At 46.9% G+C, this 22,584-nt stretch carries 21 protein-coding genes and 2 pseudogenes; 18 read left to right on the forward strand and 5 right to left on the reverse strand.

All coding sequences use genetic code 11. The features are described 5' to 3' along the window. The first annotated feature begins 2 nt into the window (after positions 1–2). From Phpb_RS16450 to Phpb_RS25000, 18 genes and pseudogenes are all read left to right on the forward strand, one after another. Positions 3–2,033 (forward strand): DNA topoisomerase III, encoded by a 2,031-nt coding sequence (locus Phpb_RS16450; RefSeq protein ID WP_065391280.1) that lies wholly within the window; start codon positions 3–5, stop codon positions 2,031–2,033. Positions 2,034–2,691: 658 nt separating this feature from the next. Continuing rightward, complete coding sequence (locus tag Phpb_RS16455) at positions 2,692–3,150, forward strand: STY4534 family ICE replication protein (protein ID WP_065391281.1); 459 nt, start codon at positions 2,692–2,694, stop codon at positions 3,148–3,150. Positions 3,151–3,223: 73 nt separating this feature from the next. Continuing rightward, complete coding sequence (ssb, locus tag Phpb_RS16460; protein ID WP_065391282.1) at positions 3,224–3,688, forward strand: single-stranded DNA-binding protein; 465 nt, start codon at positions 3,224–3,226, stop codon at positions 3,686–3,688. A gap of 140 nt (positions 3,689–3,828) precedes the next feature. Continuing rightward, positions 3,829–4,361, forward strand: a pseudogene (locus Phpb_RS23960) (transposase); the annotation flags it as partial. A 187-nt stretch (positions 4,362–4,548) separates the two neighbouring features. Next, a complete protein-coding gene (locus Phpb_RS16465) occupies positions 4,549–4,926 on the forward strand; it encodes a hypothetical protein (protein WP_065391283.1) in 378 nt (125 codons plus the stop codon). Between the two features lie 112 nt (positions 4,927–5,038). Next, positions 5,039–6,958 carry an ATP-dependent nuclease gene (locus Phpb_RS16470; protein ID WP_065391284.1) on the forward strand — a complete coding sequence of 640 codons (1,920 nt, stop codon included), beginning with the start codon at positions 5,039–5,041 and terminating at the stop codon, positions 6,956–6,958. Then, positions 6,955–8,607 (forward strand): UvrD-helicase domain-containing protein, encoded by a 1,653-nt coding sequence (locus Phpb_RS16475; protein ID WP_065391285.1) that lies wholly within the window; start codon positions 6,955–6,957, stop codon positions 8,605–8,607. Before Phpb_RS16470 ends, Phpb_RS16475 begins: the two co-directional genes overlap by 4 nt. Before the next feature lie 579 nt (positions 8,608–9,186). Then, complete coding sequence (gene pilL2, locus Phpb_RS16480; protein ID WP_065391305.1) at positions 9,187–10,236, forward strand: PFGI-1 class ICE element type IV pilus protein PilL2; 1,050 nt, start codon at positions 9,187–9,189, stop codon at positions 10,234–10,236. Between the two features lie 6 nt (positions 10,237–10,242). Next, the gene (gene pilM / locus Phpb_RS16485; protein WP_065391286.1) at positions 10,243–10,677 is read left to right on the forward strand and encodes a type IV pilus biogenesis protein PilM; all 435 of its coding nucleotides are present in this window, start codon (positions 10,243–10,245) and stop codon (positions 10,675–10,677) included. Positions 10,678–10,761: 84 nt separating this feature from the next. After that, positions 10,762–12,396: a PilN family type IVB pilus formation outer membrane protein gene (gene pilN / locus Phpb_RS16490; protein ID WP_165603311.1), complete on the forward strand. Its 1,635-nt coding sequence runs from the start codon at positions 10,762–10,764 to the stop codon at positions 12,394–12,396. A 23-nt stretch (positions 12,397–12,419) separates the two neighbouring features. After that, the gene (locus tag Phpb_RS16495) at positions 12,420–13,736 is read left to right on the forward strand and encodes a type IV pilus inner membrane component PilO (RefSeq protein ID WP_065391288.1); all 1,317 of its coding nucleotides are present in this window, start codon (positions 12,420–12,422) and stop codon (positions 13,734–13,736) included. Beyond that, positions 13,723–14,208, forward strand: coding sequence for a type IV pilus biogenesis protein PilP (gene pilP, locus Phpb_RS16500; RefSeq protein WP_065391289.1), 486 nt, complete (start codon positions 13,723–13,725; stop codon positions 14,206–14,208). Before Phpb_RS16495 ends, pilP begins: the two co-directional genes overlap by 14 nt. A gap of 13 nt (positions 14,209–14,221) precedes the next feature. Beyond that, positions 14,222–15,775 carry a GspE/PulE family protein gene (locus Phpb_RS16505; protein ID WP_065391290.1) on the forward strand — a complete coding sequence of 518 codons (1,554 nt, stop codon included), beginning with the start codon at positions 14,222–14,224 and terminating at the stop codon, positions 15,773–15,775. Next, on the forward strand, positions 15,768–16,853 hold the full coding sequence (locus Phpb_RS16510) for a type II secretion system F family protein (RefSeq protein WP_065391291.1): 1,086 nt from the start codon (positions 15,768–15,770) through the stop codon (positions 16,851–16,853). Before Phpb_RS16505 ends, Phpb_RS16510 begins: the two co-directional genes overlap by 8 nt. A gap of 68 nt (positions 16,854–16,921) precedes the next feature. Continuing rightward, positions 16,922–17,524: a type 4 pilus major pilin gene (locus Phpb_RS16515; protein ID WP_082302617.1), complete on the forward strand. Its 603-nt coding sequence runs from the start codon at positions 16,922–16,924 to the stop codon at positions 17,522–17,524. Next, a complete protein-coding gene (locus Phpb_RS16520) occupies positions 17,525–18,190 on the forward strand; it encodes a prepilin peptidase (RefSeq protein ID WP_065391292.1) in 666 nt (221 codons plus the stop codon). A 56-nt stretch (positions 18,191–18,246) separates the two neighbouring features. Continuing rightward, entirely contained in the window at positions 18,247–19,428 is a 1,182-nt protein-coding gene (gene pilV / locus Phpb_RS16525) for a shufflon system plasmid conjugative transfer pilus tip adhesin PilV (RefSeq protein WP_205634792.1), read from the forward strand. A 66-nt stretch (positions 19,429–19,494) separates the two neighbouring features. After that, on the forward strand, positions 19,495–19,893 hold the full coding sequence (locus Phpb_RS25000; protein WP_240492592.1) for a hypothetical protein: 399 nt from the start codon (positions 19,495–19,497) through the stop codon (positions 19,891–19,893). A gap of 246 nt (positions 19,894–20,139) precedes the next feature. Here Phpb_RS25000 and Phpb_RS16535 read toward each other — a convergent pair whose 3' ends face one another. The 5 genes and pseudogenes from Phpb_RS16535 to Phpb_RS27575 all read right to left on the reverse strand — a co-directional run. Then, positions 20,140–20,421, reverse strand: a complete 282-nt coding sequence (locus Phpb_RS16535) for a helix-turn-helix domain-containing protein (protein ID WP_065391295.1) — start codon at positions 20,419–20,421, stop codon at positions 20,140–20,142. Continuing rightward, on the reverse strand, positions 20,421–20,735 hold the full coding sequence (locus Phpb_RS16540) for a type II toxin-antitoxin system RelE/ParE family toxin (RefSeq protein WP_021326511.1): 315 nt from the start codon (positions 20,733–20,735) through the stop codon (positions 20,421–20,423). The genes Phpb_RS16535 and Phpb_RS16540 overlap by 1 nt, the downstream gene beginning before the upstream one ends. Positions 20,736–20,932: 197 nt before the next feature. After that, positions 20,933–21,127: a hypothetical protein gene (locus Phpb_RS25745; protein WP_052740020.1), complete on the reverse strand. Its 195-nt coding sequence runs from the start codon at positions 21,125–21,127 to the stop codon at positions 20,933–20,935. A gap of 203 nt (positions 21,128–21,330) precedes the next feature. Further along, a complete protein-coding gene (locus Phpb_RS16545; protein ID WP_065391296.1) occupies positions 21,331–21,765 on the reverse strand; it encodes a recombinase family protein in 435 nt (144 codons plus the stop codon). 284 nt (positions 21,766–22,049) lie between these two features. Further along, positions 22,050–22,223: pseudogene (locus Phpb_RS27575) on the reverse strand (IS1096 element passenger TnpR family protein); the annotation flags it as partial. Between the last annotated feature and the right edge of the window lie 361 nt (positions 22,224–22,584).

A 22,584-nucleotide genomic window follows, 5' to 3' on the forward strand; every position in this document is an offset into this window, starting at 1 on the left:
CGATGAAACTGTTTCTGTGTGAAAAACCGTCTCAGGGGCGGGATATTGCAGCGATATTAGGTGCAACAAAGCGCGGGAAGGGGTATTTAACGGGTCCGGGGGTGACAGTAACCTGGGCAATCGGACATTTACTGGAAACGGCCAGCCCAGAAGTTTACGGGGAGCAATATGGCGCTCCCTGGCGGGCGTCAGTGTTGCCGATATTGCCGGCCTCCTGGCAAATGGTGGTCAAAAAGGAGACGGCTGACCAGTTTACTGTTATCTGTCGTCTGCTGAAACAGGCAGACGAAGTGGTGATTGCCACTGATGCTGACAGGGAAGGTGAGGTTATTGCCCGGGAATTACTGGATTATTGCCAGTTTCAGGGAAAAATATCCCGTTTGTGGTTGTCTGCTCTGGATGAGGTGAGTATTCGGGCGGCGCTTGCTAATATTTTGCCCGGTGAACAAACGGCATCGTTGTATTTGGCGGGACTGGGACGAGCCAGAGCTGATTGGCTCATCGGCATGAATTTTACCCGACTCTATACCGTGAAAGCCCGTGAATGCGGATATAGTGACATTTTGTCTATTGGACGTGTTCAGACGCCCACTTTGGCACTGGTTGTCTTTCGAGATCAGGAGATTATCGCCTTTACGGCTAAACCTTATTGGCAGGTGGTGGCTGACCTTCAGTTTGACGGACGAATTTTCCGGGCGGATTGGGTACCCGCTGCGACCTATTGTGATGAAGAAAAACGCTGTATTCATCAGAATGTGGCACAGACAGTGGTTAAGTTATGCCAACAAACTGGTACGGCTACGGTCCTGGAAATCAACACTAAACGGGAAAAGCATGCGGCTCCGCTGGCATTCGATCTTGGCAATTTGCAACAGACGTGCTCAAAAAAATGGGATATGGGAGCTCAACAAGTACTGAACATTGCTCAAAACTTGTATGAGACGTATAAGGCTATCACTTATCCCCGCACAGATTGTGGCTATTTGCCTACGGTTATGCAGGCGGAAATCCCTCAAGTATTGGATGCTGTGGTTAAAAGTGATCCGGCTATGCGGATTGTGGTAGATAGTCTGGACCGGACGTTGATTTCGCGTATCTGGAATGACAAAAAAATTACGGCGCACCACGGTATCATTCCGACAAAACAGCCCTGTGATATGAAGAAGATGACGGATGATGAGCGTAAAGTGTATCAGCTTATCCGTCAACATTATTTGGCACAGTTCCTTCCTCTGCATGAAATGGATATAACTGAAGTGACTTTTGATATCGGTGGGCAATTGTTTCGTACCCGGGGCAATGTAGTGATTGTTCCTGGCTGGAAGATATTGTTTTCAGCGGGTAGAGATGAATCGGCATCCATCGGGAAAGACGATTCTTTGGGAGAAAGTTTGCCGTCGATGGTCAAAGGCAGTCAATGTCAGGTTAATGAGGCTACTTTACGCATGTTGCAAACTCAGCCACCCGCTCACTTCACGGAGGGCACATTGATTGCGGCGATGAAAAATGCCGCTGCTTTTGTCAGCGACCCGCAACTTAAGAAGGTATTGAAGGACAATGCCGGGCTGGGAACGGAGGCTACTCGGGCAGGGGTACTGGATACGTTGTTTAAACGGGGTTATCTGACGAAAAAGGGCAAGTATATCCACGCTACGCAGATTGCCAGCGAGTTGATAGCCGCGTTGCCTACCGCGTTGACCAACCCGGGATTGACTGCCTTGTGGGAACAGGCGTTGGATGATATTGCTCAGAGACAGGCGGAGTTGCCGGATTTTATGGCTCGTCAGATACAATGGACCCAATATTTAGTGGAGCAGGTTCAGGCGCAGAAAGTCGTGATCACGCCGCCGCCTTCATTGCCTTGTCCGGTGTGTGGAGGCGTGACGCGTCAACGCCAGGGAAAAAACGGTGTTTTCTGGGGGTGTATAAAATACCCGGAATGCAGTGGGGTAGTCAGCACCGTCGATGGAAAAAGAAAAACCAGATCTACCCGGCATAAGAACGTACCGAAAAAACCGGCAATGACAGGGTGAGCTGATTTTTTGTTGTGTACCTAAGCTGAGATCTGGAACGGTAAACTGGCTTTGATACATTGCACCCCACGATTGCGGTTTGACAGGCAAGTCGTGCATAGATTTTCTCTGTTGTCAGTCCGGTAAACGGCATCCTTTGAAGGGTTGGTAAATAGCCGCGTCGGGATAGTTGAATGTCCTTAGAGTTTGTTGAGACTACTTAACTTCCATTTTGTACCACATGCCAGTGCAGATTCCTCGCCGTCCTTTGGGCGGCGCTATTTTTTATCGCTTCCCAAAAATCATTTTCCTCGTTGACAGTCTGGCTCCCTGATTCAAAAATGCGCGGGATAACTTGTTGTCTTCGGACAATCGCCAATATTCCCGCAGTCTGAGAGGAATGCCTTTGGGTGACTGCTCTCAATGTCAGAAAGGTCTGAGACTGACGCTTTCGTGTGACCTGTCACAAAGCCATTGTAGCCTGAGAGGTGGCGCCTGCGGGCGGTAAACCCGTTTATCCTTTGGAAACGGGTATCACTGATAACAGTGATGAAGGTGTATTTTTAACTTATCAGATAGCCTGTGTTTGACACTGGCTTCCCGACGGGAAACATCACTTCCCGCCGTGGGGTGATGTGTTCTCCGTCGTTTCTTTTTTTCACTTCATGGAGAGAACATCATGTCTGCAACTACCACTGAAAATAAATATTTCAACCTGAATATCAATGGATTGGGGTATCTCAGCAATGTCCGCAAGGTGAATGGTCAGAATAGCAGTTTTTTCAGCGCGGTCATCAATGCATTGAGTGGACCAACAGAAAATCCGTCTTACGTTCGCTTTGATGTCACTGTTGCCGGTAAGGAAAACAGTGACTTAATCAGCCGCTGTCAGAAAGCGGTTGATGAGGACAAAAAAGTCTTACTGGGTTTCACATTAAGTCAGCCGTCTACCGGGATTTTTACGTTGAACAAGGGTGAGCATGCCGGTGAACAGCGTGTCAGTTTAAGAGCGCGGTTGATTAAAATTGACTGGATCAAAATCGGGCAGGAGATGGTTTATAAAGCTGAAAAACCTGAATCCGTGCCGCCTGTACAGAATAAGTCTTCGCAAAAGCATTATGCAGAGAATTCATTTTGACTGCCCCTGAAGTCTCTCCGGAGTGCATTTTTTCGGGGAATTTTTTTCATCTACATTTTGAAAGGGAAGTTACATGGCTTCACGCGGCGTGAATAAAGTGATACTTATTGGACGATTGGGACAAGAACCAGAAGTGCGTTATCGGCCAGAGGGTGATACAGTGGCGGTATTGTCACTGGCAACATCGGAAACCTGGCGGGATAAACAAACCGGAGAGCAGAAAGAGCGTACCGAATGGCATCGGGTAGTCATTTTCGGCAAACTGGCTGAAATTGCTGGTGAATATCTGAGAAAAGGCAGCCAGGTGTATATTGAAGGTCAGTTGCGTACCCGTAAATGGTTTGACAAGACGAGTGGGCAAGATCGGTATAGCACGGAGGTGGTGATTAGTCAGCAAGGTACAATGCAGATGCTGGGTGGTCGCGGTCAAAGCGAACCTTCTCGTTCAAGTGACCGGGGACAATCGCAACCCTCTTCTCCAATGCCGTCCCGAGGAAGTGAACCACCAATCGATTTTGATGATTTGATCCCTTTTTAGGATTTACCTAAGAGTGAAAGTGTAAAGAAATTAAACCAATGCCCTTATTTATAAGGGGCTCAGATTATTGACAAAGTGCTGGTTTTTTATCCGGCACTTTGTTTTAATTAAGTTCCGTTCACCAAACGGAGCTTGCCGCTATGTTAAGAACTTCCCTTCCCCAGACTTTCCCGCCAGAAACGCTCTCGCTTGATGAGCTGGTGCCCAAAAATCATCTGGTCCGTAAAATCGATGCCGCCATTGATTTCGAATTTATTCGCGAATGAGTCGCGCCTTTGTATTGCCACAATAATGGCCAACCAGTCATCGATCTGGTCAGGCTGATTAAAATGATGTTACTCGGCTACTACTTCGGGCTCCTCAGTGAACACCGTTTGGTACAGGGAATTCAGGTGAATGTGGCTTACCGCTGGTTTCTGCGCCTCGGATTGATGAGAAGGTTCCTGATGCTTCAACCCTGAGTCAGAATCGCCGCCGTCGTTTCAATCATACTGCCGTCTTCCAGCAGATTTTTAACCACATTGTTGAACAGGCGATGACCAAAGGATTGGTCGGCGGGTGGGCACTCTATACTGACAGCACCCACCTGAAATCCAGAGCCAATCTGCATAAATCCAGGAACGAACAACGTGCTGTGCCCTCTGGCACCTATTTTGACGCACTGGATAACGCCTGCGGGCGGATCACACAGGTGACGGCAAAGTCGCTTCCCATAAGTAAACGCTAGGTGTGGGAAGCCTACAAACGGGTAAAAGCCAATAGCGGTGCGACAGGTGCCAATGGTCAGATGTTGGAGGAGTTTGAAGATATCTCTAATGTTGTTGACTTCTAGATGACTGGCCCACGGACACTAGGCTGACATGGGAGGGGTGGTTAACGCCGTAGAACACAATTGTAAACTTAAAACCACTAGACAAGCGTTACAAAAACAAACTCGCATTAAAACAACTTTTGCTGAAGTTAAAGTTCTGGTGTCTGGAAAAACCTCCAAGGCTACTCCTAAATTTAAGTATCCCCTTAGTCTTAAGGTCGCAGCAGAACGTTTGAAAAAGTTGGGGCATAAGGTTGCTTGTCTTGAAGCTGAAAATAAGAAATTTTTGGAGCAATTTCACGTTTGGTTGTATAACGCGAATATCAATAATATCTCAATTGAACCTCCCCTTACAAAAAAAGGAAAATGGATTTTGGTGGACCGCGTAGGTTCCATATTTACCATTATTTGTATCAATATGCGTTAAGTTGTACAGTATCTTAAATCCTCTTATGTACTAGGAAGCTAGTATAAGCCAAGTCAGCCATATCTCTTAAGTTAGGCTTTGTCTGGCGAGTTAAATAATAAAGGGGCAAACAGTGAAGCTCGATAAACTACGACTCTCTAATTTTCAAAGCTATGGTTTAACACCCACCGAACTATCTCTTGATGAACTAACTTTCCTTATAGGTCCAAATGGCTCAGGAAAAACAGTTACGCTCCAAGCGCTTTGTAGAATGTTTGCTTTTGATCCCTCTTTGAGGAGAGTCAAAAAGTCTGATTTTCACGTACCTCAGAGCGAAACTGAACTACCAGAAGAAAGAAGTCTTTGGATTGAAGCTGATTTTCTTTTTCCAGAATTATTTTCTGACGAAGATAACACTACGGTTCCGCCTCACTTTGGGCACATGCGATTGACTGATGGTGAAGTTGTACCCAAAGTTAGGTTCAGGCTTGAAGCATCAATGGGTATTGACGGTGATATCGAAGAATCACTTTTGTATGTTCTTGAGCTGGATGAAAACCAGCATCCCAAAAGCACAGCAAAAGTTTCTCGCTTGGAGCGAAGCCAGATCTATGTGCACTACCTTCCCGCCAGACGAGACCCAGCAGAACACATTGCATTTGGCACTAATGCGCTGCTAGGCCGAATGTTAAGAGCTGTTAATTGGGAGTCTGAACGTGAGCTAGTAAAGGAGCATACTGAACAAATCAGCACAAGTCTTTCAATGAATACATCAGTAAATGCCCTCAGTAGTAGTATACAGAGCACATGGTCTAACTTTCACAAGGGGCAGTTTTTCACTCAGCCACAGATTACCTTTGTGGCTAGCGAGATTGAGTCTTTATTGCGACATCTTTCCATCTCTTTTACTCCTGGACATGATGTAGCTAATGTCGATTTTTCACGACTAAGCGATGGACAAAAATCGATGTTGTATCTCTCTTTGGTTCTTTCCTCTCAAGCAATAGGGAGAGCGGTGTTGCGTGGTGATGACTCTTTTGACCCAGACAAACTCAAACCACCTGTATTTACTTTGATTGCAGTGGAAGAGCCAGAAAACAGCTTGTCCCCCCATTACCTTGGAAGAATAGTCAGCTCCCTCCAAAATATAGTTACGGAGGGAGATGCTCAGGCTCTTATCGCCACCCATGCACCTTCAATGCTTAGACGTATTGAACCAAAGCAAATTCGTTACTTACGTTTAAATCAGGAAAGACAGACAGCAATTGCGACAATTGAGCTGCCTGATGAACACAGCTCATGCGATGCTCATAAATTTGTAACGCAAGCAGTGAAAGCATTTCCTGAAGTTTATTTTTCGCGTTTAGTGGTTTTAGGGGAAGGAGATAGTGAGGAGATAGTGATTCCAAGGCTTTTAGAGGTAAAAGGCGTACCTGTAGATGCATTTGGAATTACAGTTGCACCGTTAGGGGGAAGGCACGTAAATCATTTTTGGAAACTACTCGAAGGATTAAACATTCCCCACATTACACTTTTAGACCTTGATGTAGGCAGGCATCAGGGAGGATGGGGGCGTATAAAAACAACTAATAAGCAACTAGTTCTACACAAACCTTCTCTTCAATTAGAAGGAGATTTTGTAACCATACCTGAGTGGGATAATTCGGATTGTAAAGTTAGAGATGACCCCAATTACTTGTCTGAACTGGAAAAGAGTAACGTTTTCTTCTCTTATCCAATGGATTTGGATTTTGCAATGTTAAAAGCTTATCCAACCGCATTTGACATTAATGATAACGACCAAGTGGAACCAAATGAAAGTCAAATCAGAGCTGTTTTAGGTAAATCTCGAACAGATGCATCTGAATACACAGAGGAAGAGCGAAAGCTATTCATCACGTATCACAAGCTATTCAAAGTAGGTAGTAAACCAGCTGAACATATTGCTGCTCTATCCAAATTATCAAATGAGCAAATATTGGAAAGTATTCCAGCTTCTCTGGATAGATTAGTAGAGGCAGTGAAAAAAGAAATCCAGGGGCTTCCAGAATGATTAAACCTGATAATTGGAAGCCTGCCGATGGGCTTACTCTAGAACCCAATGCATACATAGCAGCTAAAGAATGCGAACGCAGTTTAGCTTTAACCGCAGGTCCCGGTGCAGGTAAAACAGAGATGCTTGCTCAACGTGCTGACTTTTTACTGCGTACTGGTACATGTCGTTATCCGAAACGAATTCTAGCCATTTCATTTAAAGTAGACGCAAGTGATAACTTAAAACAACGAGTCAAACGTAGGTGTAGTTCCGATCTATCCTCACGCTTTGATAGCTATACATTTCATGCTTTTGCTAAACGAATTATCGACCGATTTCGTCCTATTTTAACGGGAGATGATGCATTGGAAGTTGGGTTTACAATAGGGCCGAAGATTCCTCACAGGCAAGTAGATTTTGTAGAGCTTGTTCCTTTGGCCACACAAATCTTAAATGTATCTCCCTTGGCAAGAAATGCTGTGCGCAAAACCTATACAGATGTGTTTTTAGACGAGTTTCAAGATTGTACTAATCAACAATATGAACTTATTAAAGCAGCTTTTCAGGGGGCAGGTACCCGGCTTACAGCAGTTGGAGATACAAAGCAAAAAATCATGGGTTGGGCTGGTGCCTTAGATGGAATTTTTGACACCTTCAAAGAAGACTTCAATGCCCTTCCACTCAACATGTATCGAAATTTTCGTTCAAAGCCGGCGCTTCTTCGCCTGCAAAATGAAATCATTAGACATCTTGACCTTGGCTCTGTAATGCCAGATCACCAGATTTCTGGGGAGGAGGGAATTATTCAAATTCACCCTTTTCAAAATTGCCAAGAAGAAGCGGATTATCTCGCAAATGAAATTGAAAGCTGGATAAATGATGAAGACATACCGCCCTCAGAGATTGCTATTCTCATTAAAAATCAGCCTGAGCTGTATGCAAATAGAATGATGGTTGCTCTTCAGGAAAAAGGAATACCATTCAGAAATGAACAGCAGTTACAGGATATCTCTGTAGAACCTGCAGCACGCTTAATTGTGGACTTCCTACTAAGCACTTTCGGTATCCAAGAACCAGCTGCATGGCGTCGCTTAATGGAGAAATTAGTGCCATTTAATGAGGATGAAGATGAAAGAGGGGAGTTATTGCAAGATTGGCAGCGCTTCATACAAACAGAGAAGAGAGCAGCCAGTGAAAACCCTATTAAATCTAGTAATCCGAAAAGATGGGACTGCTTAAAGCGTTTCATAAACAAAGTCGGTTTTCAATTTCTTGCCTCTCTCTCACATGATTATGAAACTGAATCGTACTTACGCCAAGTTTTAAAGGATACATGTTCTAAAATAGATGAGCTTATGCGAACGGGACTTCCTTTAAATGATGCACTAAAACGCTTTGAAGATGACCAAGCTGTTCGAATCCTTACTATTCATAAAAGTAAAGGGTTAGAGTTTGACTCCGTGATTATGCTAGGTATTGAGGATGAAAGTTTCTGGGGCGATCCCGATGAAAACCTATGTGCTTATTTTGTTGGAGTATCAAGGGCTAAAAGAAGATTATACCTAACGTACTCTAAATTTCGCTCAAGACCTGCTGGGTATACTCGAAAGTGGAAGAATCAAAGGAATAGGAAAAAACTATATCTGGAGTGTGTGAGACAATATTGACAGGGAATTAGCATTTAATAGTATTTCTGTCTGAATATTATTTTTCCTAATCCAAACCCCGCGAGCTAGGCAAATGCTCTAGCTTGTTTCTACCTATTTCTGTGTCGTTAGAAGACCGTTCTGAAGACCTTTGTTTTATTCCAATATAGAGCTGTGTGTATTATAGTCCAGCTATGGGGCTGCTTTGGGCTTTTTGTAAAGTTTTAAGCCGCTCATGCTGTAAATTTTACAAAATTCTTAACGAAAAAGGTTTGTTTAGTAGTTTATCCTTTATTCGGTAATGGGTTTGGTCGAGCGCTTAGTCAGTACGGTCACTATAACCGTTTTGAGCGGTTCGCTAAGTTGCTCAGTATCTTGTAGGTGAAAGGTCTGCTGCAGTAGTTGATTAGTTTGACTGCGTAGCGATGGTGTATGTGTGGATGGTGACTAAAGATAAACTAAGATAGGAATTATTTGATTCGGCGCACTGACTTCGATTGGTGCGTTTTTTTTGATTTTGCAAAAAGAGTTCTGTATTGAGCTCAGTCCCGGATCCCCGCACAGTAAGTCGCATTTAGGATCACCTGCATGGGAACGCTCATGAAAAACCCTGTTTTTTTCTCACTCAGTTGGTTGTCCGTCATGATGCTGGCTGGGTGTACCGGACAAGCTCAGGAGACTACCGCATCCGGTGTAAGTTTTCACCGTTCTCATCAGGCACGTCCCGCCGTATCCGATATCTATTCTCCGACACCGGAAGTTACACGCTATGATCGCTATACCTTGGTGAGTATAGGCAGCCAGGCTGCGCAACGTGAACCCCTCAATCAAATCATCAATATCACCATGCCAGTACCATTGGTACAACGCATTGGTGATGGATTGCGTTATTTGCTATTTGGAACCGGTTATTCGCTGTGTGATACCGCCGCAACCCATTTCGTTAAATTAATAAGCAGGCCATTACCGGCTATTCAACGCAAAATTGGGCCGATACGGCTCAGTGAAGCGTTGCAGATTGTTGCCGGGTCTGCATGGCGTATCCGGGTAGATGAGGTGAATCGTGAAGTGTGTTTTGTTTTACGTGATGAATATCGTCAATTTTCCGAGGCAACGGTTGGCCGGATGACACCGCCCAAAATGCAGGTACCGTTGCAGAGATCTTCTTCACCGGCGTTATCGGCACCTACATTGTCCAACAGCACATTAGCCGCTCCGTTACCAGCGAAGCCCCTGATAGCTGAAAGACCGAAAACAGATACCCCTAAAATTCCTGTGACAGGAGGAAAACCTATTGCCATTTCTTCTGTATTACCCACTCAGCCTGTTAAATCCTTACTCCGCGGTAGTACGCCAGTGACAACGATACCGATAGGCAACATCTGGCGTGCGGAAACAGGAACCACTTTGCGTGGAACTTTGGAACGGTGGGCCAACGCGACTGATTGTCCGACAGGGGGACATTGGGTAGTCGTGTGGTCGTCACTGACGGATTACCGCATTGATGCACCGCTGACGTTCAGAGGCAACTTTGAGTCCTTGTTGGTACAAGTGTTTGATCTTTACCGACAGGCTGAGAAGCCGTTGTTTGCTGAAGTCAGCCGCTTTCAGTGCCTGATTTCAGTCAGTGATAAACCCCTAACCCGGTAAGCCTCGATGGGGTACGTCATTAGTGCGTTTGCGTTGGTTTTTCTGTTGATTGCAGGTGGTATACAGCTGCGACAGGCAGAACAACTGCACGTCGATGGTGACAACGCAAGGGCTCGAATACTGGCAGACCAAATGTTGCTGTTAGCCAGTGCCATTAATCACTGGCGTGGCGGCTCATCTAAAAATGGCACGGTGGATCTGCGTAAGCTCATTCTGCCTTTTCAGCCTGATGCCCGTATCCGGCATGTTATCAGCCAAGATCGGCTCTGGGTGTGGATGCCGGAAATACCCGGTCTTGTAACCGCTCTGCGCGAACGCACTAAGGGGTCAATGTTGATTGGTGAAGTCCGGCAGGGACGGTTGTATGGCTTATCTGGTCAAGAGACAGGACTCACTCTCCCTGACGGGATTAGCGATGGTGATGTGGTGTATTTCAACTGAAAAAGCGAACAGGATTTGATGAAAAATAAACTGTATTCACTCAGGCTTTGTACTTGCCTTGTTCCACTGGCGGCGGTAACAGGCATGGCGCTGATGTCCGGTTGCACCTTGCGGGCAGTGGATAATATGGCGCGTGAGGCTAGTATGCAAAGTCGGGTAGCGCAACAGTATTTGCATCAACAGCATAGCCTGAAACAACCGGTGGTAGCCTGGGTAGATAAACCCTGGGTGAATCTGAAACCGGTAGTTCAGCCTGTCGCGTCGGTAAAGTTACCGTCCTGCCAGATAACGATTAACAGTAAAGTCGGGCTGACATTACCGGAACTGGGACAACGCATTACCCAACTTTGTGGTATTCGGGTCACGGTAGCCCCCGATGTTTTATCACGAGTACCAACCACGGCGGGTGGGTTGACGCGCCAGACGAATAGGGCATTACCGACAGCTGATGATAAGGGGCGTATGCCATTGGATTGGCTGGATGATCGAGATATACACTCAATTAATGCTGATGAGCGTCGAGAGCCAGAAGTCCTCACGGGTCTCAATTGGCAAGGGGAGCTAACGGGGCTTTTAGACAATATTGCCAGCCGGTTAGGGATTGCATGGAAGATGGATAACAGGGCCGTCGTGTTTTATCGATTCGAAACCCGGACATTTCAGTTGAATGTTCTCAACACCCGTACCAGTAGTAATGCCAGTGTTGCCTCAGGTTCAACCAGTAGTATGGGGACATCAGGGGGCAGTGGTAATGTCAACAATTCTGTCTCTGGGGAGGCCAGCTCTTCACAGAAAACGACGGTTGATCTGAACAGTGATTTATACGAAGACATCCGTAAGACAGTCGAGAATATGTTGACGCCCGAGCGTGGTCGGTTCTGGTTGTCAAGCTCCAGTGGAACGCTGATGGTAACAGACACGCCGGCGGTACTGGATTCGGTATCCCGTTATGTGGAAGAACAAAATACTGTTCTCAACCGTCAGGTTTTGTTGAATGTTCAGGTGCTGAGTGTCAGTACTACCCGTAAAGAGCAAATGGGGTTGGACTGGGGATTAGTTTATAACTCATTGCATAATTTGGGGGCTACGCTGTCTGGCAGTTTTAGCGGTATGGGCAGTGGGGCAACGTCTGCGGGGGTCAGTATTTTGGAAAGCGCCACAGGGAAAGCGGCAAAACTCTCCGGTTCCAGCCTGCTGATAAAGGCGTTGAGCGAGCAAGGTAATGTCAGTGTGGTGACCTCTCAAGGAAGTGCGACCACTAATTTGACCCCCATTCCGATACAGATGGCTGATCAGACGGTGTATGTGGCTCAAAGCAGTACAACGACGGCTACGGATGTGGGAGCCACCACAGCTCTGACGCCCGGGATGATCACTACCGGGTTTAATATGACTTTGTTGCCGTTGATACAGCGTAATGGGGATGTTCAGTTACAAGTGGCTTTTAACCTGTCTGATCCGCCGACTATCCGTTCATTCACATCTAAAGAAGGCAATTCTTATATCGAGATGCCGTATACCCGGTTACGTTCACTGAGTCAGAAAGTGAATCTACGTGCCGGGCAGGCCCTGGTACTCACCGGATTTGAACAGGCTGATACTCGGGTGACTAAGACGGGAACCTTTACACCAGGTAATTTCCTGCTTGGGGGAGGACAGTCCGGAGAGAATCAGCGCAGCACGTTGGTTATTTTGATCACCCCCGTATTACTGGATTGAGGAATGAAAGGCTGCATGAATCAATGAAAAGCATCGATTTAGAAATACCCGGTGAGATACCCGAAGTCACGGTTGTAAAGGCCGAACGCCATTGTTGGATCGGTGGCCTACGTTGGTCACCGTACATGAAGGTGAAACGGGGACCCCGCAGAAGGCAACGTGTTCGTCCGGTAGCCAGTCGATCTCAATACACCGATGTACATCTGGTTGTGGGCAATCGTTCGGGGAGACGTCAGCAGACTGCTCGTATGATGGGGACGGGAATAATCAGGAAATTGTATTGCCGTCACACACCGTATTCTTTAGCCATCGCTTTTTTATCGCATTCCGGCCCAAACGGGTACGGGATCTATGATTTGGGCGAAGGGCAATGGTTATTTTTGGCAACACAGAATGGTTTGCCGTCCGTGATGGCCGATATTGTCGGAACCCGCGAGAGTGTCAATGCAGCACTGTCCCGTTTTTTAACGTTTAACCCGGCTCCAGATAAAAGCTGGCGGGTGGTATCTGACCCTGATAATCCGGCCCACTGGCGCTCAATAATTTCTGCTTTGTCGGCTCATCAGTATCGGATGTGTCGCCTGCAACGGCGGTGGCGGACACCATTATTGTTGATGGCCGTATTTATCATGTTGTTAATAGTCGTAGGAGTGTTGTTGCAGTCAGGAAAATCTCCCGATGAGAGATTACCGATGACTGAAACCGTTCAAGTCAGGGCGTCACGATTGTTTGAAGAAACGCCAAAACCTGTTGACTTACCTCATCCGTGGGCCGATAAGCCGTTGTTACCCGCATTTTTGGCACGTTGTGTCATGACCAGTCGGACGATCCCGGTGTTATTGGCGGGTTGGCGCTTGACGGCAGGTTCATGCCGAAAAGATGGCGTCCGCCTTCACTACGAGATTATGCCTGGCGGTACAGCAGCGCATTTTGTTCAGCGTGTACAGAGTGTATTTAAGCAGTCACCGGTTTTTGACCTGGTTCAGGGCGCAAAAGAAGGCCGGGTATTCCTGCCGTGGAAACCTTTGCCGGTTCGCAATGAAGCGGTGCCTGCTGTTTCAGTACAGTTGATGAAGATGGTGTCGAATTTCCAGCAATGGCAGATCCCTCTGACGTTAAATGAACTTACTCCAGCATCGGCATTACCGGGAGACGGGCAATCTATACCTTCCCAGGATTGGCGAGAATACCTCTTCAGCTTCAGTAGTCGGGTGATGCCAGCATGGCTATTTGCTGAACTGGATGATACAGGGCTGCGACTGAACAGCCTCACGTTTACCCTGACCTCACAGGGACAGTTAACCTATCAGACCGAGGGATACATTTATGCCCGGAAATAATACGGCCTTGTGTATCAGCGTGTTAAGTGGGCTAATTTTTATCAGTTCACCCGTATGGTCAACAGAGGATAGCGCTCTTTCGGCAATGGGGATTACAGAGGCATCTGCGGGTGTGACTGTGGGACAGTTAGAGCATTTACACGCGAAAAATCTGTTGCTGGAAGCGGAATTGCAGCGGGCTAAATTACAACGCCAACTGACAGAAAGTCAGCCTTTGGGGTTGACGGGCAGTAATGATATTGGTCTGCCGGTGACCGTATCGCCTGTGATAACGGCGGGACAACCTGTGACCCGTCCGGTGGTTCAGGCGATTTATGGTCGGGGGAAGGCATTGCGGGCTAGCGTAAGCCTGCCGGTCCGCGGTGTGATGGAATTAGCTGTCGGTGACGCAGTGCCTGGCACTCAGTTCAAAGTTAAGGTGATCACGCTTTCTGCGGTTACGCTAAGTGATGGTTCGGTACTCACGTTCTGAGGGAAGACAGGGAATGAAAGAAAGTATCCAGGTTAATGATGCTGTGTTGCTATTATGTGAAGAACAACAGGCTACGGTATTAATTGACAACCATCGTCGGGGCGATCCCCAGGTTCAGACGCGGGTCATGCAATTACTTGAAGCCACGCCAGAAGCAGAAATTCGCTTTGTCAATTTGTCAGAATTGCAGGCGAACCGCCAGAAACAACATCAGCGGACGAATGAACAGGGCGTGTGTCTGTCGGACCTAACTGATGTGAGTGAACGTCAGAAGCAGGTACTGACCTGTTTTGAACTGGCAAAAAAGCTGAATGCGTCAGATATTCACCTGACCATCAGTCCGGGATTGACCCGAATTGAAATGCGTATTCACGGTGAGCTGGAAGTCGTCAATGAACTGTCGGAAGAGGAGGGAATGGCACTGGCATCCACGATCATCCTGTCGATGTGTGATGTCACTGAAACGCAATTTTTTCCCGGCCGTCAGCAGGACGGGAGGATTAAAGCGGATTTTCTGCGGCGGGTACATTTGTATGGCGCCCGGTACAGCCATACGCCAACCGCAGATGGTTTGTATGTTGTGATGCGTGTGATTGCTGATGATGGTGACAAAGTGCTGACACTGACACAATTAGGTTTTTTGCCGCAGCAAATCAAACGGGTTTCCCGTATTTTGCGACTGCCGGAGGGCCTGATTGTGTTATCGGGGCCAACCGGTTCTGGGAAGTCCACGACATTACGCACTTTTTGTCGCCAGTATCTTGACAGGACAAGAGGTAAAAAGCGGTTATTGACCGTTGAAGACCCTCCGGAGGGGAGGATTGCCGGCGCGATTCAAACGCCCATCGTGTGTGACAAAAGTGATGAAGAGGCGGTCAGGCTTGCCTGGCACCGGGCGCTCACCTCTGCGCTGCGTCTTGATCCAGATGCCGTTATGCCAGGCGAAATGCGAGACCTGACTTCCATGCTAACGGCAATTTATGCTGCGCAAACGGGACATAGTGTCATGACGACGCTGCATACCAATAGCGCAGTCGGTATTCCTGAACGCATGATAACGATGGGGGTGAATGCGGGGCTGATCGCCGACGCACAGCTTTTGATTGCGTTGATTAGTCAGCGTTTGGTGCAGACATTATGCCCACACTGTCGGGTACCTTGGGCACAGAAACAGGCGGTACTGGATGAGGAACAACGGGCTTATCTGATGCGTTATTGCCATGCTCCCGGTACCTGTTGCGTAGAGAATTTATATTTTCGCCACCCTGAAGGATGTGAACATTGTTGCCAGACGATTACCTTGAGCGGACGGATTGTTAGCCGGGGAGTGACCGGTCGTAGCGTGGTGGCAGAAGTCATTAGGCCCGATGCGCGATTTTTTACCTTGTTGATGACTGAGGGCAAAGAGGCCGCGAGACAACACTGGGTAGCGAACTTAGGCGGAATTACTCGTCGCCAGCATATACTGAATAAGCTGAATGCCGGGCTGATTGATCCATTGGAAGCCGACTTAGTTTGTCCGCTGGATGAAGATGATTATTTGCTGATGGAGCCGTGTGATGAGTGAAATGTCATGGGTTAGCCGTCTGCGCTATGTGTTAGTTCGCCACACGTTCTTACCGAGTTATCGCATCATTTTCTATGAGGCGTTGCGTTTTTTACTGGAAAACAAGATACCGTTATTGAAAGCGTTGCGGCAGATACGTGATGTGTATACGCATTTCGATACCCATTGGCATCCGTTTGCTGAACTCATTGACGATTGCATCTCGGCGCTCACTGATAACAGTCAAACGAATACCTTGGAACATGTGCTGGCTGTTTGGGGACCGGTAGAAGAGGCGGCGTTAATTAGTGCGGGTATGCGCAGCGGTCATTTGCCTGAAGCATTGAGTCAGGCCATTACACTGATAGGTTGCCGTCAGCGTATTCTGATAGTGTCGCTCAGAATGATGATTTATCCCTTGCTGTTGGTGTTACTGATGGCGGGATTATTGGTGATCACCGCAACAGAATTGGTACCAACACTAAAAAATATTGCGGATCCGGAAAACTGGCAGGGGGTGCTGGCATGGCTGAACGGGATGGCGACATTCTTTGAGCATGCTTTTCTGTGGTGTGGTGTCTTACTGCTCTCTTTTATTGTGGGCGTGGCGTATTCGCTCCCGCGGTGGGTCAACCGTCTGCGTCGCATCGCGGATCATCTTATCCCCTGGTCGGTCTATAGCGATATTCAGGGCGCCATTTTTTTACTGAACATGGCTTCCCTTTTGCGTGCCCAGGTTCAGACGCTGGATGCGTTAATTATCCTGCAACGCTTTGCATCTCCCTGGTTACAGATTCGTCTGGAGTCTATTGCTGATTGTGTCCGCGAAGGGGATCACTTTGGCCGGGCATTGCATCACTGTGGTTATGACTTTCCGTCAAAGGAAGCGGTGAATTTTCTGTCATTGCTGACGGAAGGTGATGGTACTCCTGAGATGATTGGACGCTATGGTGAGCGGTGGCTGGACCAAACCATCGTGCGGGTGAACAGGCGGGCCAATTTAGTCATGTTGTGTTCACTGTTGCTGGTTGTCGGGACATTTATGTTGATCCTGCTGGCCGTTATGGAAATACAGAACATGGCTAACATCATGCCGTAATCCCTTTAAATTAAACCTCCTTTTAACGATTTTCTCCGTAAAGAACCCTTTATATAAGGAATAAATCAATGCAGTACATGATGATACAGAAACAAGACCGAATGGTCCGTTCCCCTGAACGGGGTTGGGCTATTTTGGAAAATGGTGCGGTGGCTTTGGTTGTGATTGCCGTGATTACTGTAGTTTTGGGGGGCATTTATATGTTGTATGACCGCAAGGATGCGGTTGTGGAAACAACGAATCTGCAAACTATCATCTCCAGTACTCAGGGGTTAATGAAAGGCAGCGGCGGGTATGAATTTAGTAATGCAGATAAGATGACCGGTGTCCTGATTCAGTTGGGTGGCGTGCCGAAGAGTATGACGGTTCGCGGAGATACAACTGTCGGTAATGCCACGCTGTGGAATATCTGGGGTGGTCAGGTTAAGGTCGGACCGAGCAGCACGGGGGGATTTAATAATGGGTTCACGGTAACTTACGAGAGAGTCCCGCAGTCTGCCTGTGTTTCATTAGCGACTGGGATGAGCCGGGGAGGAAGTGCATCAGAGATTACTATTAATAATACTCATCACGCTGATGGCAAGGTGACACTGGAAAGTGCCAGTACAGCATGCACAAGGAACAACGGTCGTACCGGGACCAATAAACTGATCTTTACGATTAATGGTTAAATGAAGACACTGATTGCGGTTAGCTTTCCTACAGAATATACCCCTCTGGTTATGATGACGTTATTTGTCATCGGATGCGTGCTGCTTCGTCCGGTGAGTAAATTTTTGCAGGAATACGGTCTGTTGATGTGTTCAGTGCATCCGGTACCACGAATGGCTATCTGTTTGTACGTGGTGTCGGGCACGTTGATGTTGTTATCACCAGCGCCGCTGATGGAGCGGATAGCCGCACTGTTGCTGTTGAGTTTTTTGTTGCAATTATCGGTTATAGACGTTTTGAGTGGCTGGCTTCCTCGTCAGTTTACACTGGCTTGCCTGGTGTCCGGTGTCTTGGTCAGTATTTCGTTGCCGTCAGTGTCAATAACTCTTTTGGCTACGGTGCTTATGCTTGCCGGGATGAGTGTGTTACGCAAGTTGATGAACCGGCACTCTCAATGTGAAGCGCTGGGAATGGGGGATGTCTGGCTGATGGGAGCGTTGTGTGCCTGGCTGACAGGGTTACCGGCACTGATAGGTTGCTTGATTGGTCTGTCCGGTTTCGTGCTGTGGTATTTGGCACAATTACCTCATAAAGGTATGAAAGGCGGGCCGCTGGGACCTTGGCTCAGTTTAGGGAGTGTGGTCATGTTGTTGGAACGATTATATCAGCCAATATGGGTAATCTAATTGTGACAGAAAGAAAGGGTTGTTGTGGCAGCAGCAGAGGGCCGGATAGGGGATACATGATGCTGGGCACAGCTGCCGGACTCATGATATTGCTGGTACTGGCGGCGTTGGGAACCCGCATTTACAACGATTATCTGACAGAGAAGTCCTGGCAGGTCATGGCGGCGAAAAGCAGTCGTTTCAGTGCAGCGTCGAGAGCTTATATTGGTCGTTATTATGATAGGTTACGGAATTTAGCAACGACAACCCAACCTGTGATGATCACCCCGGATATGTTGAGAAAAACGGGGCTGTTGCCATCTGGATTCAAAGACACCAATAGTTCAGGACAGCGCTATCAGACCGCTGTGGTACGAAATACCCAGGATCCGGCATTATTGCAGGCAATGGTGGTGACACAAGAAGGGAGTCAATTGCCTTATAAAGCTCTGCGCCTGATATCGATGGATATCTCTACCGGATTGGGGGGATATATTCGGGATGGCAAGACGGTTACTGGCGCAATGAGTTCATGGACGGTGCCTCTAAAGGATTTTGGGATAAACAGTGGTGAAGGTCATCTGGCCGTGTTATTGAGCGCAGATGAGTTATCTACTGCCCGTGAGGAGAGTGACCGATTGTACCGTTTTGCTGTCCCCGGTCGTCCGGAACTGAACAAAATGCATACTGACATTAACATGGGAGGCAATAACCTGAACAATACGGCTACCGTGAATGCACAGGTTGGACATTTTAGTGGCGATATCCGGGCGAATGCCGGCCAGTTTCAGGGGGATATTCGTAGCCACGATGGCTGGATTGTGACGACAAAGAATAAAGGCTGGTTAAATGAAACCTATGGTGGTGGTTGGATGATGTCAGACAGCAACTGGCTTCGCAGCGTCAATAATAAAAGCATTTATACGGAGGGACAAATCAAAGGCGGCGCCCTTCGGGCTGATGGTCGTCTGTCGACAGGGGAGTTTTTACAACTTGATAAAGTGACTATGGCGGGTACGGCCTGTTTACCCAACGGATTGGTTAGCCGCGACAGCAAAGGCGCCATACTGTCCTGCCAGTCCGGCCTGTGGACAAAAGCAGAAGCCACCTTGCAGCAGAACCAATGTTATCAGGATGGAAACTGGGGTGGACGTGATTTCGCTGAACACCGATGTAAGCCTGGATATTATGCGGCGGGACTTAAATTTGTGGGTCACCAACGAAGCGAATCAGCTTATGTCATTACCTGCTGTAAATAAAAACGTAACATGTGCGTATATCTGATTTTTATTTTGGTGGTGTTGTGTTGTCCTTGTTTTGCACTGGTGAGCAGATTAACGCCCTGGCGGGGGTTTATTTGTTCGGGTTTCCGGCACAGGAAAAAACGGTATTACGTTATTCATCTTTCTCCGACTGATAGGATAGGGCGTCTGACACGGAGCCGAACCCGGTGTTTTCATGCGGCATTTGTTCGCGAACTTGAGGGGGCACTTTGGCGGGCAGACAGGGATATTCTGTTTCGTTCTCATTTGATGCGGCCTGCTCAGATACAGCTGGCCTGTTCGGTTCTGGCACGTTACCCGACATGGCGTTACCGGATGGTTAACGTGGTGATCCCTCGCTGGGAACGAACAGGAATTACATTACAAAACTTACTGTATGAGTGGCGTTATGCTCCGACGGTTGCCTGTGGTGTTATGGTGCTGGTAAAGCAGGAAAAATAACATTTTATATTAGAGAGCATGAAATTGTGTGGGGCACTACATTGGTGTTTATGCTGCTATGGCTAATGTAGAACCATCAACCGTACTCCGGCTAGCTCATTAATTCTGATGCGGAAAGCATTTAAACGACTGCCCCACAGATTTTTATGCTCTCCAATATATTGAATTTCCTGTAGAACTTTATAAAAGTTATAATTTTTTCTTAATTAATGCTAACGTATGCATACATTAGCATTAATTGGCTATTCAGTAGAGGACGATAATAGGCTTTTTAATACCACAGGCGTGAGCGTAACGGGTCAGCGTATCGATGCTGGCTTTCGTGATGTTATTTTCCATGCGGGAAATAACCGGAGGTGTAACCCCCATCCGTTCAGCGACCTGAGCTTTTGTCAGATTGTCATGTTTGCGCCATTCTGCAAGCAGCTCTCTGAGCTTCTCCTTGCGTTCTTCCTCATGCCATGCAGCACGATATTTGTCATCCTGCATCCACTCGTTATGCAGTTCTTTATGACTTACCAGTTTCATTAATTAAGTACCTCCGCTAACCGCTTTTTGGCGAGTTCGATTTCTTTTGCTGGCGTTTTCTGTGACTTTTTGATGAAAACCCGGAGCATGATGATTGTATTGCCTTTATGATATACCCAGATACCTCTGGCTATGTCCGTTCCCATCGTGCGGATCTCAAAAAGTCCATCGCCCAGGGGCTTAGTGTCCGGTTCCCGCAATAATCGCGCGTCAGATTCAAGCTTACCGATAAGTCGGTCAAATTTAACCCGAATCCTCACGGGCAATGCCGTGGCTTCTTCCCTAGCTTCCGGGTGATAAACTACGTTAAACATATGGCCTCTCTTTTATAATTATATTAGTGTATAGGCTAATAAATGGCAATGAAAATTAACCTGTAAGCTAATTTAAATCAGAGGGGTAACAAATTATGAGGACTGTATTTCCAGTTAAATATTATAAGGGTGAGGGGTTTGTTGAGCGCAAGATTGAACTCGACGATCAGGACATCGAGGAAATTATTCAGGACTGACTAATCGAATCTCTGATTCTTTTTTTGTTTCACGATAGGTAGTGCTCTTTCGAACTTATCCATAATGCTTAACACCCATTTGCTACGCTTGCCAGTTACGGCCCCATCAACAGCGAGTTTTAACGCCATCACTGAAACAGCCATACCGTTAATGCGTCGGTGTAAATTATTTCCTGCGTCCTGCCTTTGGAGCACTGATTGTCACCTGGTCTAGAAGCGGAAGCCTTTCTTCTTCTGGTATCAGCATTAATGCCAGGATACTGGCTCTAAGCACATTAGTTTGTGTATACCGATCAAGGACTTTACCATCAGACATAAGAGTATTGATCATATCCGATTCTTCTTCAGTGCAGTTGAGTAAAATTTTACGTGTTAACTTGTTTGATATCCGCAGGCGGTCAACCAGTGCGTTCTCCGCGCTGTTTTTTAGCCGAGATCCCTTCGGCCTGTCTTTCCCGAATTAATGCCCGCTCAAACTGGCTGAATGCAGACATCATATGCAGTTGCAGCTCCTGCATGGGAGTTTCCTCGCCAGCACTAAACGTGAGCTGTTCTTTTAGAAAGATCAGTGTAATACCTTGCTGACGTAAATGCAGGGTCAGGGCAGACATATCCATCATATTGCGGCATAGCCGGTCAATGGAGTGAGCAATAATGGTGTCGCCTGTTCTGACCTGTTTAAGCATTTCCTGAAGTTGTGGCCGGTTGATGTCTTTAACGCTGGTCTGTTCGAGATAAATTTTGTCAATTTCAATCCCGGATGCAGACAGCACTTCTTTCTGGCGTTCAACATGCTGATCAACAGAACTCACCCGGATGTAGGCATAGTGCATATCAGCCCTAAAACATAACAAAGAATTATAGAATAATCTATAAAGCCCACTTTTCCGATGTTTATAGAGCGTAATTGACTTATTTTAAATACGAACTGAAAAGGTATACCTTTATAGAGTCCAGTCTAAGCCTTGGGAATAGTTAGGCGTGTAAAAATCATAGTTCTTTAATAACCCGTTAAGTCGGTGGCGGTTAAACTTGACGCGATTGAACTCGTCGATGAATGCTTGGATGTCGCCAAACGTTGTATCGTCATTACTTTCGACAATAGCCTCTAAGAGCTTCAATGTTGCTTCGGCTTCATCATATTGGGTGCCGGCATACCTTGTCCACTGAGACAGAGAGGCGTACTTTTATTTGAGTCAGATTCAATTGCTTCGATACGGATATCCAGTAACCAATGCCGATAGAAATCGTACTCATAAGTGAATTTATCACGGTTTTCGAAATGAAAAGACGCAAGTGAAACAGCTTAGGGATCATCATAAAAACTGAGACCACCTTCATAGTAGATACCATATGTCATTAGGAGCCTTTCATTTTCTACTGTAATTTGCTTTCGGCTGGGATAATGACCATACCTTTCATATCTACGGTAAAAACTATGGCTCTTCATTCGAAAACGTCGCCAGAGCATAGGGCTGACATCTCGAATGGCGGCTTGGGCATAACTTTCCTTTCATCATGATGATAAATCGAACGATCATATTAATTGGTTACAGGAATACCCCATACTAATGAGATGGTCGCCCTCACCCTGTTAGCGATATATTGACAGCGTGTGATTTATTTTTTTAAGAGGCCATCATCATGAACAC

Source organism: Photorhabdus namnaonensis (genome assembly GCF_001684335.1).
Classification (GTDB): Bacteria; Pseudomonadota; Gammaproteobacteria; order Enterobacterales; family Enterobacteriaceae; genus Photorhabdus; species Photorhabdus namnaonensis.

Bases quoted from the DNA above. Each gene is read 5' to 3' on its own strand.
- Phpb_RS16450 (WP_065391280.1), top strand. From the start codon at position 3: ATGAAACTGTTTCTGTGTGAAAAACCGTCTCAGGGGCGGGATATTGCA.
- Phpb_RS16455 (WP_065391281.1), top strand. From the start codon at position 2,692: ATGTCTGCAACTACCACTGAAAATAAATATTTCAACCTGAATATCAAT.
- ssb (WP_065391282.1), top strand. From the start codon at position 3,224: ATGGCTTCACGCGGCGTGAATAAAGTGATACTTATTGGACGATTGGGA.
- Phpb_RS16465 (WP_065391283.1), top strand. From the start codon at position 4,549: ATGGGAGGGGTGGTTAACGCCGTAGAACACAATTGTAAACTTAAAACC.
- Phpb_RS16475 (WP_065391285.1), top strand. From the start codon at position 6,955: ATGATTAAACCTGATAATTGGAAGCCTGCCGATGGGCTTACTCTAGAA.
- pilL2 (WP_065391305.1), top strand. From the start codon at position 9,187: ATGAAAAACCCTGTTTTTTTCTCACTCAGTTGGTTGTCCGTCATGATG.
- pilM (WP_065391286.1), top strand. From the start codon at position 10,243: ATGGGGTACGTCATTAGTGCGTTTGCGTTGGTTTTTCTGTTGATTGCA.
- pilN (WP_165603311.1), top strand. From the start codon at position 10,762: ATGGCGCTGATGTCCGGTTGCACCTTGCGGGCAGTGGATAATATGGCG.
- Phpb_RS16495 (WP_065391288.1), top strand. From the start codon at position 12,420: ATGAAAAGCATCGATTTAGAAATACCCGGTGAGATACCCGAAGTCACG.
- pilP (WP_065391289.1), top strand. From the start codon at position 13,723: ATGCCCGGAAATAATACGGCCTTGTGTATCAGCGTGTTAAGTGGGCTA.
- Phpb_RS16505 (WP_065391290.1), top strand. From the start codon at position 14,222: ATGAAAGAAAGTATCCAGGTTAATGATGCTGTGTTGCTATTATGTGAA.
- Phpb_RS16510 (WP_065391291.1), top strand. From the start codon at position 15,768: ATGAGTGAAATGTCATGGGTTAGCCGTCTGCGCTATGTGTTAGTTCGC.
- Phpb_RS16515 (WP_082302617.1), top strand. From the start codon at position 16,922: ATGCAGTACATGATGATACAGAAACAAGACCGAATGGTCCGTTCCCCT.
- Phpb_RS16520 (WP_065391292.1), top strand. From the start codon at position 17,525: ATGAAGACACTGATTGCGGTTAGCTTTCCTACAGAATATACCCCTCTG.
- pilV (WP_205634792.1), top strand. From the start codon at position 18,247: ATGATGCTGGGCACAGCTGCCGGACTCATGATATTGCTGGTACTGGCG.
- Phpb_RS16535 (WP_065391295.1), bottom strand. From the start codon at position 20,421: ATGAAACTGGTAAGTCATAAAGAACTGCATAACGAGTGGATGCAGGAT.
- Phpb_RS16540 (WP_021326511.1), bottom strand. From the start codon at position 20,735: ATGTTTAACGTAGTTTATCACCCGGAAGCTAGGGAAGAAGCCACGGCA.
- Phpb_RS16545 (WP_065391296.1), bottom strand. From the start codon at position 21,765: ATGCACTATGCCTACATCCGGGTGAGTTCTGTTGATCAGCATGTTGAA.